Source organism: Desulfitobacterium chlororespirans DSM 11544, assembly GCF_900143285.1.
Classification (GTDB): domain Bacteria; phylum Bacillota; class Desulfitobacteriia; order Desulfitobacteriales; family Desulfitobacteriaceae; genus Desulfitobacterium; species Desulfitobacterium chlororespirans.
The window spans coordinates 110471-124652 of the sequence record NZ_FRDN01000007.1 but is presented as its reverse complement, the minus strand read 5'-3'; the positions used below and the strand labels follow the sequence as shown (position 1 = coordinate 124652).

Sequence of the window (14182 nt, the reverse complement as noted above, 5' to 3'; positions counted from 1 at the left end):
CTAGCCAAGTCACACTTTATTTCCATCTTTAATACTGTATTAAAAAACATACTTCAAACCTGAAAAAAGGAATCGATTTAAAAGTTAACTCAGTCTAACAGTGAAGGGAGAGTTATGACTCATGGATACACAATCACTTGTTCCCTTATCCACCCTTAAGCAGGGGGAGAAGGCTTATGTAGTCGATCTTGAACTAAACGGCCTGTTGAGGCGCAGAGTGTTGGATTTGGGTATCGTTCCCGGAACCTCCCTCCAATGTGTCGGGACCGCCCCCGCCGGAGATCCCATCGCTTACTTAGTTCGCGGAACGGTGATTGCTCTCAGGAGTGAGGATGCCAGGTCGATCCGGGTCAATTCAACTTTAGTATAAAGAAAACCCAAGCAAGCGTGCGGTTAGTATGGAAAGTGTTGGAGAGTGAGTGCAATGAATTTAAAAATTGGGGATCAAGCTGCTCCCCTAATGCCAAAAGGAAGAATTCGGAGAGAAAGCTTTGGTATAAGCAGTGCAGCCGACCAGTGGATTATTGCTTTAGCAGGAAACCCCAATGTGGGTAAGAGTACAGTATTCAATGCTTTGACCGGCCTTCGCCAACACACCGGCAACTGGCCGGGCAAAACAGTGAACAACGCTCAGGGTTACTTTACTTATCACAATCAAAGCTTCATGCTTGTTGATTTACCGGGTACTTATTCCCTCCTGGCCCATAGTGTCGAAGAAGAGATTGCCCGGGACTTTATTTGCTTTGGTCAGCCGGACGCCACAGTGGTGGTTTTGGATGCCACTTCTCTGGAGCGAAATCTTAATCTTGCCCTGCAGATTATGGAGATTACGCCCCGGATCATTGTCTGTGTCAACTTAATGGATGAGGCTCGCAAAAGAGGCATCGTCATTGATTTTGAGGCCCTGCAAAAGGAGCTTGGCGTGCCGGTGGTTGCTACGGCAGCCAGACATAACCAGGGGCTTGAGGAGCTGCAGCGGGCCATTTTTGATATTGCCGTGGGCAATCAAGCCACTCAGCCCAAACAAATTGTTTATTCTGAGGATGTGGAGAAGGCCATTCAGCTGCTCCAGCCCCAGATCGAAAAGGTAGGTATGGGCACTATTCTTAGCCCGCGCTGGCTCGCCCTCCGCCTTTTGGACAGCGATCCTGCCTTTATCGAAGAGATCGGCCGTTTCGTTGCCATGAATGAGGATCAAGAGATTAACCTGCAAAGCGAGGAGGGGAAGGTAGCGTTATGAGCAGCATTAATCCTGATCCGTTATTGAAGCTTTATCGGGATACGGAAACGATTCGCGAGGATTTTGGCCATTCCATCACGGATCGCGTGGTTATTGATATTTTTGCTTATTCGGAAAAACTCGCCAATCGGGTGATCTGCCGTGAACAAGAGCAAGCAAGACGGTGGCGGGAGGGTATTGATAAGATCGTGATCTCCAGAGCCTTTGGCTACCCGATCATGCTGGGCATCCTCGGGCTGATTTTTTGGATTACGATCGTGGGGGCTAATGTCCCCTCCCAACTCCTGGCTACGGCGCTTTTTGCTTTTCAGGATACCCTTACCCAGAGTTTTAATGCCTTAGGTGCGCCGGCTTGGCTCCACGGTGTTTTGGTGCTGGGTATGTATCGGACACTGGCTTGGGTCGTTGCGGTGATGCTGCCGCCCATGGCCATCTTCTTTCCCTTGTTTACCCTGTTGGAGGATCTGGGATATCTCCCCAGGGTGGCCTTTAATCTGGACCATATGTTCAAGAAAGCCAAGGCTTGCGGCAAGCAGTGCTTAACGATGTGCATGGGCTTTGGCTGCAATGCGGCGGGTGTAGTATCCACCCGGATTATTGATTCCCCCAGGGAGAGATTGATTGCTATTCTAACCAATAATTTCGTTCCCTGTAATGGACGTTTTCCCACCCTGATTGCCGTCGCCTCGATTTTTATCGCGGGTATGGCGGCTTTTTCCCAGTCCCTCTTAGCGGCAGGTTCCGTCATTCTTATGGTGCTCTTCGGCATTTTAGTCACCTTTGGCGTGTCCTGGGGATTGTCCATGACCCTCTTAAAAGGGGAACCCTCTTCGATGGTCCTGGAGCTGCCCCCTTACCGCCGGCCCAAGGTCCGTTCGGTTCTGTATCGCTCCATGCTGGATCGCACCTTATTCGTCTTACGCCGGGCGGTCATCGTAGCGGCACCGGCCGGAGCGGCCACCTGGGTTCTGGCTAATGTATGGGTGGGAGAGGCGAGCATTCTTACCCATATTGCAGCCTTCCTGGATCCCGCAGCTAAGGCTATAGGGTTGGATGGATTTATTCTTATGGCTTTTATCTTAGGTATACCGGCCAATGAAATCGTGATCCCCGTTCTCCTGATGAGTTATTTGGCTACGGGACAATTAACAGATTTCAGCACCCTGGCGGAGTTGAAAGAAGTGCTCTTAGCCAATGGCTGGACTTGGCTGACCGCTCTGAACACCATGCTGTTCTCCCTCTTGCATTGGCCTTGTGCCACCACTCTCCTCAGTATGTATAAAGAGACCGGAAGCAAAAAGTGGACGGCGCTGGGCTTTCTTCTTCCCACGGTGATTGCCTTTATCGTTTGCTTTATGGTAGCCCAGACGGTTTACGCATTAGGGTGGGTATAGAGCAGTTACTCAGTTATAGAAAATATAAGGACAGATCTTTTGTTGCTGAAAGCAGCTAAGATCTGTCCTTGATCGTGATGAAAACATCACTGTGAGGGGTCAATCAACTCCAGGCGCCCCAGTACATCGTATACTTTAAGGGCAATGTAAAGATTGGTTCGGTCGTAAGCTTTTTGGAAACTGGTATTGGTCAGTTCCTCGACTCTTTTTAAGCGGTAGCGCAGGGTATTGATGTGAAGAAACAACCGCTCGGCGGTTTCATTGATATTTAAATTGGCGTCAAAATAGCAGCGCAAGGTCTCCAGCAGCATGCTGTTGTTCACTCTATCGTGAACGATCAGTGCGTTTAAGTATTTTTTATATAACGATTTAAGATGATCCAGGCTATTGCTGAAGATCAGACTGTAGACCCCTAAATCATAGATATGTCTGACTTGGTTGCCATTCCCGGTCAGCTCGGAGAGATGGATAGCATAGAGGGCCTCCTGATAACTCAGATGCAGTTTATCAATGAGATATTTATTGCCAATGCCAAAGGTGGCCTTGAAATTAAATTTTTTGCGTACATCTTCATGATAACGGGTAATATTGTCCAGGGATTTTTTCCAGCCGCTGTCCACATCGAGAATTTTCACATCATAATGGGTAGGGCAGATGTGAACCAGGTACTTATTATCCCAAACGGTGCAGAAAATATCCAGCTTGTTGAGTTTGAGCCAATCTCTGGTGTAGGCCAGGAGGGCTTGCTTTTCTATTTCCGTCAAGATGCGGTCGGTCAGCATGATACAAACATAATACAGATTATTTAAGTCATAATTAAGGAGGAATGAATTTTGTTTGAGAAGCTCTTTGATATTGATATTGCACAAGAGAATATCGGCAATAAAGTTATTGGTATAGACATTGTTAAGCTTTTCCATGGAATGGGCCAGGTTAAAATAGGTTTTAACAGCCAGGGAAGCTTTTTCTAAACCGGGGATCAGTTCGTGACATTCTTCGGAATGGACCGGTTCGACGAAGATAAAACCATCCTTTTCACTGGTTCCCACTTTATAGCATAAAGTGAGCAGCTCTTCATCCCACAGATAAGGGCTGCCTTCATCCCAGTTTAAGATGATATCGAAAAAACTCTGGGGAAGTTGCTCCTGGTCCGAACCCAGACTATAGGTCGTTCCTTTGTAATCCGAGATGACGACATTCCGCCCGGTGGATTCGCGCAAGTAGCTCAGGACATGCTCCAAATTATTCATTTCAAGAACTGAATGGGTCAAGGACACTTTGACCTCATCGGTATGAGCCATCTTTATGCTCCTTTGCAAATGAAAATATGAAGTGATGTGTTGGGTAGACCGGCGCTGTCCTTAGAAAATATAAGTTTAGTATGTATTAGTATAGCTGCTTGTGCTTGTAATTACAATTATATATTTGTCTGAAAAAAACCCGGCTATGTTTGTCTAATGCTACGAAGGAGAGCCATCCGGAAAGATAGAATGATTTGGCACAAGAAAGTATTGAACCTTTCCCATGATGGAAGAAAGGAGGATTGGAGTGCGCACAGGAAAAGAAGGACCTTCAGCACAATTTAAACTGGCTTTTTTGTTGGGATGCCTGCTATTTGTCTTCATCGCTGTAATGGGTTGTGATGGACAACAAGCGGCAAGTCAAACAAAGCCTCAAGGAGGTGGCGGAGAAGGCGGTCAAGCGGCCCTGGTGAACACTGGTGAGCAGGCCAATAATAGTCATTCGAAAATGGGCCTGCAATGCGAGCAATGCCATGAGCAAGGTGTGGAAAACCCGGTAAAACAGGAGCAATGCCTAAGTTGCCATAAGGGCATGGCAGAGGTTGCCCTGCTGACCAAGGAAAAGGAACCGAACCCCCATGGCCCTCACCACTATGACACAGCTGACTGCACCACATGTCATGCCATTCATGCCAAATCACAAATGATGTGTTCAACTTGTCATGATTTCCCCTGGATCAATGAACTGGATGAAGAGCTATGGACTAAACTCTAATTCTATTTTGAGAGGAGCTAACCCCATGACCCAAAAAGCAGTTGATAGAAGACAATTTTTAAAAACGATGGCTTTAGCCGGTGTATCCATTGCCGGTGTGGGAACCCTGGCCGGTTGTTCAGCAGGAGCAGCGAATCCGGCACCTCAGCCCGCCCAAGCCGGTCCGGAATGGAAGGAAGAGACCGATGTGGTTGTCATCGGCAGTGGTTTTGCAGGTCTGGCAGCTGCGCTGGAAGTCCTTGAGGCAGGTTCACAGGTCATTATTTTGGAAAAGATGCCTGTGAGCGGAGGGAACTCAGCTATTAATGGCGGAGATATGTGCTGTGCCAATACGAAGATGCAAAAAGCCGCAGGCGTTGAGGATTCTGTCGAACTTATGGTAGCGGACATGCTAAAGGCCGGCGGCAATATCAATCATGTGGATAAGGCCACTCTTGTCGCAGAAAAATCCAACGAAGCGTTGGAATGGTGTCAGAATTATCTGGGCATGAAATTCAGAGAAAAATTGAATTACCATGGCGGCCATTCTGTATTAAGAGCTCATCAATCGGAAGAGGCTTCCGGCTCAGGGTATATTAAGGCTATGCTGGCGAAGTTAGAAGGAAAAGGTATATCCGTTTCGAACAATAGAAAATTCGTCCGCTTCATGGAGAATGATGAGAAACGGATCATCGGCGTAGAAGTGCTGGATGGCTATAAATATGGCAATGAGAGCAGTGGGACACCGCTGCAGATCAAAGCCAGGAAAGCCGTAATCATCGCTTCCGGCGGGTTCTCCCAGGACATCAGGATGCGTACCATCCACGATCCCAGAATCACCGACAAATTCACCAGCACCAACCACCTGGGTGCTACGGGGGAGGCGCTGAGAGAGGCGCTGAAGCATGAAGCTATGGATGTGCATATGGATTGGATTCAGCTTGGGCCCTGGACCAGCCCTGACGAAAAGGGATTTGGCTATGTGCCCCAGTTCGTCGAACGACTGGTTGGCTTTGCTCCCATGATCGACGTCAAAACCGGCAAGCGGTTTATTATGGAATCGGGGAACCGGAAGGTCAGAGCGGATGCGATCATTGCTTTGGGTGAACCCGGTATTCATGTAGCTGACGAATATGCTGTGAAGCTGCAGATTCTGCCCCAAATTCTCGAAGGAGCTATGGGAAACGGCTCGATTAAGAAGTACGATACTCTCGAAGAAGTGGCCAAAGCCTATAATGTTCCGGTAGAACCCTTCCTGGCTGAAATCAAGCGTTGGAACTCCTTTGTCCTCAAGGGCAAAGATGATGATTTCAATTGCATGATTATGGAGGGAGCTAAACCCACTGAACAAGGCCCCTTCTATGTTACCCGCATGTGGCCTAAGGTCCACCATACCATGGGCGGACTCATGACCAATCTGCAGACTCAGGTGATCAATCAGGATTTCGAACCGATCAAAGGGCTTTATGCCGCCGGTGAAGTCACAGGAGGTATCCATGGTGCGGTGCGTCTGGGTGGAGTAGCGTGTACAGACTGCATTGTCAATGGCCGCATTAGTGGGCAGGAAGCGGCTAAAGCAGAGGCCTGGGGTTAGAATTCAATTCAAGAGAGAGATTAAAAACAGATGAATAATTAGTGGATGAATAATTAGAAAAATAAAGGGGCTGTATTCCATTTTGTTGGAATATGGCTCTTTTCAATTTAAACTGGATTAGTTTGAGAGCCTGACCAGATTGTGATACAATAGCCTCAAAGGTGTGCCTATGCATAAGGAGGAAGTCCAGTTGGCTGGTTTTTTTACTAAATTAAAAAACGGATTGACGAAAACTCGGGATCAGTTTGTTACTAAAGTCGAAGAGATTTTAACGGGAAGACGGAAAATTGATGAAGAGCTCTATGAAGAGCTGGAGGAAGTATTGATTCGCTCCGATGTGGGGGTAAATACTTCCTTTGAACTGGTTGAAGGGTTGCGTAAAGAGGTAAAGAAAAGAAAATTACAGGAGGCGGAAGAGCTAAAGGTTGTTCTCCAAGAGCTGATTGCTGAACTGCTGGGAGAAGAAGAGTCCATGAACTTTGCAGAACATGGTCCCAGCATCTTTTTAGTGGTGGGTGTCAATGGAGTGGGCAAGACCACGACCATCGGCAAGTTAGCTCATTACTTCCAAGAGGAAGGAAAGAAAGTTATCCTGGCTGCCGGAGATACCTTTCGGGCAGCGGCCATTGATCAGCTTGAGGCCTGGGGACAGCGGGCCGGTGTGGAAGTCATAAAACAAAAAGAAGGTGCCGATCCTGCGGCGGTAGCCTATGATGCCCTTCAGGCAGCGAAGTCCCGGGGTGCCGATCTGGTCATTATGGATACGGCCGGCCGACTACATAATAAAGTCAACTTAATGGAAGAGCTGCGCAAAGTTAAGCGGGTCATTGAACGGGAAATTCCCGGGGCACCCCATGAAGTTCTCCTCGTCCTTGATGCGACAACAGGACAGAATGCTCTCCAGCAAGCCAAGCTTTTTCAGGAAGTGGCCGGGGTGACGGGAATTGTGCTTACGAAACTGGATGGTACAGCTAAGGGCGGTGTGGTCCTGGGGATTCAGGGAGAAATTAATATCCCGGTGAAATGGATTGGCGTAGGGGAAGGGATGGAGGATTTACGTCCCTTTATTCCCCAAGATTTTGCCAGTGCTCTTTTTGATCAGACTCAGGATGATGAGGAGGAAGAAATCTGAATACCTTCGCATTGATCGGTGGAACAGGACTAGAGACGGTTGCTCTGCTGGATCTCCGTACAGAAAGCATCCCTACCCCTTATGGAAAGGTAACGGTGGAGATCGGGCGTTTTAAGGCCCATGATGAGCCCATTGTCTTCATGAGCCGTCATGGCAAAGGGCATACAGTGCCGCCTCATTTGGTCAATTATCGGGCCAATATCTGGGCTTTAAAAGAACTTGGTGTCCGTAAAATCATTGCCACGGCTGCCGTGGGTTCTCTTTCCACCCGACTCCAATTGGGAGATATTGTGCTCTTGGATCAATTTCTGGACTTCACCAAGAGCCGTCCTCAGACCTTTTATGAAGGGGGAGGGCAGGGCGTACTCCATGTGGATATGACAGAACCCTATTGCCGGTCTGTACAAGCGGTGATTCGTGAAGCCGGAGAGTCCATAGGGGTGCCTTTGCAGGACGGGGCTACCTATGTATGTACAGAGGGGCCGCGCTTTGAGACTCCGGCTGAAATCAGGATGTACCAAATTCTCGGCGGAGAATGTGTGGGGATGACCAGCGTGCCCGAAGTGGTTTTGGCCAGAGAATGCGGTATGTGCTATGCTACGATCGGCATGGTTACCAATGAAGCGGCAGGAATAGCCGATCACCCCCTAACCCATCAGGAAGTCGTTGAAAGCTTGCAAGCTGCCGGAAACAAGGCAGCCGGTTTAATACAAGAAACATTTCGGATACTTCGCCACGAACAGAATTGTCGGTGTCAAATGGCTAATGCAGAGGTCGGTAAGTTTTAGAAAGGCGGTACGAAGGTGAAAGCATTAGAGTGGATGGGAGATTCCTTGAAAATATTGGATCAGACCCGTTTACCTGTAGAAATTAAGTATAGAATGGCTGCAACCTATGAGGAAGTGGCGGAGGCCATTGAAAAAATGGAAGTTCGGGGTGCACCGGCTATCGGCGCCGCAGCAGCTTACGGATACGCCCTGGGAGCAATAGGCTATTCAGGTGAGCTGGCAGACTTGTCGGCTCATATGGAAAAAGTTCAGCATCGTTTGGCGGAGACCCGCCCCACAGCTGTCAATCTCTTTTGGGCATTGCGCCGTATGGAGGATCGGCTGCGGGATCAGCATGAGGCGAAGGAATTGGCGGAAATTCGCCAAGCCTTGGTGGCAGAGGCCGAAAGTATAGCTGAGGACGATCGTCGTGTCAATCGTCTCATCGGGGAACATGGCAACGCAATTATTCCGGTGGAAGCCAATATTCTTACCCATTGCAACGCAGGTGCCTTAGCTACTGTGGAGTATGGCACTGCCCTTGGGGTAATACGTGCCGCCCAGCAGGCGGGCAAGAAAGTTCACGTTTACGCCGATGAGACCCGCCCCTTCTTGCAAGGAGCCCGTTTGACAGCTCTGGAATTGATGAATGATCAAATTCCTGTGACCCTCATCGCGGATAATATGGCTGGATTTTTAATGCAGCAGGGAAATATTGATTTGGTCATCGTGGGTGCGGATCGTATCGCAGCCAACGGAGATACGGCCAATAAAATCGGCACTTACTCTCTGGCGGTCTTGGCTCATGCTCATGGCATACCTTTCTACGTGGCTGCCCCTACCTCCACCATTGACTTGAAAGTTCCCAGTGGACAAGATATTCCTATTGAAGAAAGGAATCCTAAGGAATTAAGGGAGGTCTTTGGGGTTCAGGTAGCCCCGCCGGAAGTCCCCGTGTATAATCCTGCTTTTGATGTGACTCCCGCCAAATTGATTACGGGAATTATTACGGAAAAGGGTATCGTAACCTCACCTTACTCTGTGAATTTACTAAAGATGATGGTGCGCTCTTGATGCTCAAAGGGAAAATTCTGGAGATCGGCCAAAAAATAGCTCAGAGCGGCATGGTCGCCGGGACTTGGGGGAATATCTCCGCGTGGGATTCTGACCGCAATGGGTATTGGATTACTCCCAGCGGCATGGATTACTTTTCTTTGAAGGAAGAGGATCTGGTCCTGCTGAGTATGGATAACACTTTGCTGGAGGGAGAGCGCAAGCCGTCTTCGGAGCTGCTGCTCCATGGAGAGATCTATAAGCAGCGGCCTGATGTTAAAGGAATCGTCCACACCCATTCTCCATTTGCTACAGCCCATGCTGTATCCCGCCTTCCCCTCCCGGGGATTGTGGAGGATTTGGTGATGATTGCCGGAGGTCAGGTGGCGGTGGCCCGCTATGAGCTACCCGGCACGCTGGAGCTTGCCCTTAGTGCTGTGCAGGCGCTGGAAGATAAGAATGCTGTCTTTCTCGCTAATCATGGTCTGGTCGGGGTTGGCTTCTCCTTGGCTGAAGCGTTTAAAGTATGTCAAGTTGTAGAGAAAAGTGCTCAGATTCATATCATGTCCCGGCTCTTGGGTGAACCGGCGGCACTAAGCCCTGAAGACATTCAAATCATGCGCCGCGCCTATCAGAAAAGCTACGGACAACGAGCTTAATCGGCTGTTAGACCTCCAATGGATTGGGGGTCTAAATCATTGGTTGTAAGGAGTGATAGTTATGTCCAAAATTCTCATTCGCGCTATGGTATTGCCCATGACCGGCCCGGAAGATTTCTATCCCGAGGGAGAAATAGGGATTGAAAATAACCGGATTCTCTTTGTCGGGGAGAAAGGTTCTGCTCCGGGCAGCTTTATTCCTGATCAGATCATCGATCTGCCTGAGGATGTGGTTATGCCGGGACTTATTAATACTCATACTCATGCGGCTATGACCATGTTAAGAAGTTATGCCGATGATCTGCCCTTGATGCCTTGGCTGCAGACGAAGATTTGGCCTTTTGAGGATAAAATGTCCGATGAAGATATCTATTGGGGAACCTTGCTGGCTCTGGGGGAAATGATCCAATCCGGGACGACGACGATGCTGGATATGTATGCTTCTATGGATCAGGTGGCGAAAGCCGTTTTGGAGGCCGGTACCCGGGGCGTTTTATCAAGGGGCTTGATTGGCAACGCACCTAATGGAGAAAGAGCTTTTGCCGAGAACATAGACTTGGTCAAGAATTATCATGGTGCAGGTCAGGGGCGGATTCAGGTTATGTTTGGTCCCCATGCTCCTTATACTTGTTCCGGAGAGTTTCTGCAGCGGGTTAAGCAGGAAGCGGACCGTCTGGGAGTAGGGATTCATATCCATGTGGCGGAGACGGAAGATGAGATCAAAACCATCAAAGAGCAATACGGTAAGACCCCTGTTCAATGGCTGGAAGAACTGGGTTTATTCGGAGGACATGTGGTGGCCGCCCATTGTGTGCACCTGACTGAGGAAGATCAGGAGATTATGGCCCAAAGCAAGGTGTTTGTGGCCCATAATCCCGAGAGCAATATGAAATTAAACAGCGGCACGGCGCCGATTCCCGAACTCCGTTCACGGGGGGTTGTGGTTGGCTTGGGTACGGATGGCACTTCCAGCAATAATAATCTGGATATGTTCGGGGAGATGCGCTCGGCGGCCTTTCAGCAAAAGCTTGTCAAAGGAGCCACGGCTCTGCCTGCTTATGAGGTGCTGCAGATGGCTACAGTGGATGGGGCACGGACTTTGGGACTTCACGATGTGGGTGTGCTGGCACCGGGCTATAAGGCGGATTTGATCTCCATCAATTTTGATCAGCCTCATTTTTACCCGAGATTCTCCATTCCTGCCCATTTGGTCTATGTCGCCCATGCCGGCGATGTGCGTACAGTCATGGTCGATGGCAAGATTCTCATGCAGGAACGTCAGCTCATGACCATAGATATCAAACGGGTTTGCCGAGAGGTGGAAAGGCGGGCCAAAGGGATAGCACAAGGCTTATAGGTTTTTTAAATTCTATAAAATATAATTTTCCCTTCATTAATATATGTGAATATAGGTGCAGTGTTCTTAAAACAGGAAATGCAAGTGTCGTATCAAGTGTTATATAAAGAATTGCTGTTTGAAAAATTACCTTTAAAAATTAAGTCCTTTAAAAATTACAAGTGCAGGAAAGTAAAATTACTTGACAAACTGATGAATATGCCCTAAAATAGCGCAGTAAAGTAAAAATCCTTTACGGGAGGCTTTTTGCATTGGAACGATTTGCAAAAATGGCATTACTGGCGGATTTTTATGGTCCTCTTTTAACTCCCAAGCAGGGGAGGATCTGGGATCTCCATTATGAACAGGATTTTTCCCTGGTGGAGATTGCTGATCTTGAGAAGATCAGCCGGCAAGCAGTGTATGACTTGTTGAAGAGGACGGAAAAGATCCTGCAGGGGTATGAGGATAAGCTGGGACTGATTCGCCGCTTTGCCGACGAGCAGCATAAATTATCCGAAGTTCACCAATTAGTGCAGGAATTCGAGCATAAGGATTTTTCCAACGAGAAAGCCTGGGAACGGCATCAATCCATAAGTCAAAAAATTGATGAAATATATCGGGATATTGAAGCTTCTTAGGTTGAGTCCGGAAAGTGAGGGCTGGTATGTTTCAAGGTCTAAGTGAAAAATTACAAGAAACATTCAAGCGGTTAAAGAGTAAAGGCAAGCTCACTGAGGCGGATGTCAATGAAGCGATGCGGGAAGTCCGTATGGCCTTATTGGAAGCTGATGTGAACTTTAAAGTGGTTAAGGATTTTGTCGCCAAAGTCAAGGAGCGTTCCATTGGACAGGAGGTTCTCGAATCTCTTTCCCCTGGACAGCAGGTGATCAAAATTGTTAATGAGGAAATGGTCGCCTTAATGGGCGGTGTTTCCAGCAAGATAAATATTTCCTCGAAGCCTCCTACAGTCATTATGCTGGTGGGCTTGCAAGGAGCCGGTAAGACAACCCACGGTGCCAAGCTGGCTAATATGCTGAAGAAGCAAGGCAAACATCCCCTCTTGGTCGCCTGCGATATTTATCGTCCGGCAGCCATCAAACAGCTGGAAGTCCTCGGTGAACAGATCAAGGTGCCTGTGTTTTCCTTAGGCCAGGAAAACCCGGTAAAGATCGCCGCCGCCAGCCTTCAGCATGCCAACAGCCAGGGCCTGGATGTGGTCATCATCGATACGGCAGGCCGCCTGCATATCAATGAAGAGCTTATGGGAGAACTCAGGGAGATTAAGTCCTCGGTGAAACCCCATGAAATCCTGCTGGTGGTCGATGCCATGACCGGGCAGGATGCCGTGAATGTAGCGGAAAGCTTCCATAACGAGCTGGGGGTCGATGGCATCATCCTGACCAAGCTGGATGGGGATACCCGTGGTGGAGCGGCTCTCTCTGTGAAGGCTGTAACCGGTTGCCCGATTAAATTTGCCGGTGTCGGAGAAAAGATGGATGCTATTGAGCCCTTTTTCCCGGAGCGGATGGCCTCCCGTATTTTAGGAATGGGAGATGTCCTGACCCTGATTGAAAAGGCTCAGGAAGCTTTTGACGAGAAGCAGGCCCGGGAAATGGAGCAGAAGCTGCGCAAGCAGGAATTCACCCTGGATGATTTTCTGGATCAGATGCAGCAGCTGAAAAAGATGGGACCCTTGAATTCTCTGCTGGAAATGATTCCCGGTGTCGGGAAGCAGATGAAAGACGTTCAGGTTGACGAAAAAGATATGGCTCATGTGGAAGCCATTATTCACTCCATGACTCTTGAAGAGCGCAGAAAACCCGCCCTGATCAAGGATTCCAGAAAGCGCCGCATCGCCACAGGAAGTGGAACCAGCGTTCAACAAGTGGGACGTTTGCTGAAACAGTTCGAGCAGATGCAAAAGATGATGAAGCAATTTGCCGGTGGTTCGGGTATGGGGATGATGGGCAAGGGCAAAAAGGGTAAAAAAGGGAAGAAATTAGGTATGCCTTTCCCTTTTAAATAATTTTCTAGTTCTGCTTATCTTTCCGAAAGGTGATAAGTATCCTGATGAGGAGGTGAAAAACATGGCAACAAAAATTCGTCTTCGCCGCATGGGCGCTAAGAAGAATCCCTTCTATCGTTTAGTCGTTGCGGATTCCAATTCTCCACGCGATGGTCGTTTCATTGAGGAAATTGGCTTCTATGATCCTACGAAACAACCGGAAGTCCTGAACATTGATGAAGAAAAAGCAATGAAATGGTTAGCAACTGGTGCTCAACCTTCAGATACAGCGAAGTCTCTTCTTCGCAAGGCTGGGGTTCTGGCTAAGTACCATGAGTCCAAGAAGTAATTGGATTATTGGGGGTGCTCCTGTGAAGGAACTCGTAGAGGTCCTTGCGAAAGCTTTAGTCGATCACCCGGAGCAAGTTCTGGTTGCTCAATCGGAAACGGAGAAATCCGTTCACCTGCAGCTCACCGTTGCTCCGGAGGATATGGGCAAAGTGATTGGTAAGCAGGGAAGAATTGCTAACGCTATACGTACGTTAGTAAAAGCTGCTGCAGTCAAAGATGGCCGCAGAGTGCATGTTGACATTGATCAGTGATGTGTTGAGAAGGGCTTTAAGCCCTTTTTGACATTAGGTGCTTGTAAGTGTCCGGGCTTGCATGCTTGCTTGGTGGGATCCATAAGGAGGGGAATGACGCCTTGTTTGGGCGGTATCGTTTAAGCTTTGCTCGGGTTGTGTAGCTTTACGCACAACGGACCTTCGGGCGTGATCTCCTGAAACCTTCCACCGGAAGGTTTCTTGATCGGAGACTCACGTTCTCCATAGCTCCGGGGCTGGTTCACTCGCTTTCTTAACAGCTATCTGCGGCGGATAAGTATGCTCTGTGGAATGCCGCCTTGAGCGAAACTGTCCACTGGACACTTTCGTGCCAAACCTCAGGGTAATACCTGATGTGAACCGTGGCTGCGCTACGTTAAGAAAGCGACGTTCACCTAACCG

General features: G+C 48.6%; 15 protein-coding genes. 14 read left to right on the top strand and 1 reads right to left on the bottom strand.

Features of this window, described 5'->3' with window-relative positions:
* The first annotated feature begins 121 nt into the window (after positions 1-121).
* From BUA14_RS11330 to BUA14_RS11320, 3 genes are read left to right on the top strand one after another with little or no spacing between them, the layout of a single operon-like run.
* Positions 122-370 (top strand): FeoA family protein, encoded by a 249-nt coding sequence (locus tag BUA14_RS11330; RefSeq protein WP_005813176.1) that lies wholly within the window; start codon positions 122-124, stop codon positions 368-370.
* Positions 371-424: 54 nt separating this feature from the next.
* Positions 425-1240: a FeoB small GTPase domain-containing protein gene (locus BUA14_RS11325; protein ID WP_072772706.1), complete on the top strand. Its 816-nt coding sequence runs from the start codon at positions 425-427 to the stop codon at positions 1238-1240.
* Positions 1237-2634: a nucleoside recognition domain-containing protein gene (locus BUA14_RS11320; protein WP_072772705.1), complete on the top strand. Its 1398-nt coding sequence runs from the start codon at positions 1237-1239 to the stop codon at positions 2632-2634. Before BUA14_RS11325 ends, BUA14_RS11320 begins: the two co-directional genes overlap by 4 nt.
* A gap of 86 nt (positions 2635-2720) precedes the next feature.
* Here the strand turns inward: BUA14_RS11320 and BUA14_RS11315 are convergent, their stop codons facing one another.
* Positions 2721-3935 (bottom strand): PucR family transcriptional regulator, encoded by a 1215-nt coding sequence (locus BUA14_RS11315; RefSeq protein ID WP_072772704.1) that lies wholly within the window; start codon positions 3933-3935, stop codon positions 2721-2723.
* A 247-nt stretch (positions 3936-4182) separates the two neighbouring features.
* On the opposite strand from BUA14_RS11315, the gene BUA14_RS11310 reads away from it, so the two are divergent.
* The 11 genes from BUA14_RS11310 (at position 4183) to BUA14_RS11260 (ending at position 13780) form a co-directional block, all read left to right on the top strand.
* Complete coding sequence (locus tag BUA14_RS11310) at positions 4183-4650, top strand: cytochrome c3 family protein (protein WP_072772703.1); 468 nt, start codon at positions 4183-4185, stop codon at positions 4648-4650.
* 25 nt (positions 4651-4675) lie between these two features.
* Positions 4676-6223, top strand: coding sequence for a flavocytochrome c (locus tag BUA14_RS11305; protein ID WP_072772702.1), 1548 nt, complete (start codon positions 4676-4678; stop codon positions 6221-6223).
* 190 nt (positions 6224-6413) lie between these two features.
* The gene (ftsY, locus tag BUA14_RS11300; protein ID WP_427846686.1) at positions 6414-7355 is read left to right on the top strand and encodes a signal recognition particle-docking protein FtsY; all 942 of its coding nucleotides are present in this window, start codon (positions 6414-6416) and stop codon (positions 7353-7355) included.
* 11 nt (positions 7356-7366) lie between these two features.
* A complete protein-coding gene (mtnP, locus tag BUA14_RS11295; protein WP_072772700.1) occupies positions 7367-8143 on the top strand; it encodes an S-methyl-5'-thioadenosine phosphorylase in 777 nt (258 codons plus the stop codon).
* 15 nt (positions 8144-8158) lie between these two features.
* Complete coding sequence (gene mtnA, locus BUA14_RS11290) at positions 8159-9196, top strand: S-methyl-5-thioribose-1-phosphate isomerase (protein WP_072772699.1); 1038 nt, start codon at positions 8159-8161, stop codon at positions 9194-9196.
* Positions 9196-9834 carry a class II aldolase/adducin family protein gene (locus BUA14_RS11285; protein WP_072772698.1) on the top strand — a complete coding sequence of 213 codons (639 nt, stop codon included), beginning with the start codon at positions 9196-9198 and terminating at the stop codon, positions 9832-9834. The genes mtnA and BUA14_RS11285 overlap by 1 nt, the downstream gene beginning before the upstream one ends.
* Positions 9835-9895: 61 nt before the next feature.
* Positions 9896-11191 carry an amidohydrolase gene (locus BUA14_RS11280; RefSeq protein WP_072772697.1) on the top strand — a complete coding sequence of 432 codons (1296 nt, stop codon included), beginning with the start codon at positions 9896-9898 and terminating at the stop codon, positions 11189-11191.
* A 251-nt stretch (positions 11192-11442) separates the two neighbouring features.
* Positions 11443-11811: a YlxM family DNA-binding protein gene (ylxM, locus tag BUA14_RS11275; protein WP_018210951.1), complete on the top strand. Its 369-nt coding sequence runs from the start codon at positions 11443-11445 to the stop codon at positions 11809-11811.
* 26 nt (positions 11812-11837) lie between these two features.
* A complete protein-coding gene (gene ffh, locus BUA14_RS11270; protein ID WP_072772696.1) occupies positions 11838-13199 on the top strand; it encodes a signal recognition particle protein in 1362 nt (453 codons plus the stop codon).
* A gap of 61 nt (positions 13200-13260) precedes the next feature.
* A complete protein-coding gene (gene rpsP, locus BUA14_RS11265) occupies positions 13261-13527 on the top strand; it encodes a 30S ribosomal protein S16 (protein WP_072772695.1) in 267 nt (88 codons plus the stop codon).
* A 22-nt stretch (positions 13528-13549) separates the two neighbouring features.
* A complete protein-coding gene (locus BUA14_RS11260) occupies positions 13550-13780 on the top strand; it encodes a KH domain-containing protein (RefSeq protein ID WP_011460446.1) in 231 nt (76 codons plus the stop codon).
* The last annotated feature ends 402 nt before the right edge of the window (positions 13781-14182 follow it).

Excerpts from the sequence above, each read along its gene's own strand:
- BUA14_RS11330 (WP_005813176.1), top strand. The coding sequence starts at position 122 with ATGGATACACAATCACTTGTTCCCTTATCCACCCTTAAGCAGGGGGAG.
- BUA14_RS11325 (WP_072772706.1), top strand. The coding sequence starts at position 425 with ATGAATTTAAAAATTGGGGATCAAGCTGCTCCCCTAATGCCAAAAGGA.
- BUA14_RS11320 (WP_072772705.1), top strand. The coding sequence starts at position 1,237 with ATGAGCAGCATTAATCCTGATCCGTTATTGAAGCTTTATCGGGATACG.
- BUA14_RS11315 (WP_072772704.1), bottom strand. The coding sequence starts at position 3,935 with ATGGCTCATACCGATGAGGTCAAAGTGTCCTTGACCCATTCAGTTCTT.
- BUA14_RS11305 (WP_072772702.1), top strand. The coding sequence starts at position 4,676 with ATGACCCAAAAAGCAGTTGATAGAAGACAATTTTTAAAAACGATGGCT.
- BUA14_RS11285 (WP_072772698.1), top strand. The coding sequence starts at position 9,196 with ATGCTCAAAGGGAAAATTCTGGAGATCGGCCAAAAAATAGCTCAGAGC.
- BUA14_RS11280 (WP_072772697.1), top strand. The coding sequence starts at position 9,896 with ATGTCCAAAATTCTCATTCGCGCTATGGTATTGCCCATGACCGGCCCG.
- ffh (WP_072772696.1), top strand. The coding sequence starts at position 11,838 with ATGTTTCAAGGTCTAAGTGAAAAATTACAAGAAACATTCAAGCGGTTA.
- rpsP (WP_072772695.1), top strand. The coding sequence starts at position 13,261 with ATGGCAACAAAAATTCGTCTTCGCCGCATGGGCGCTAAGAAGAATCCC.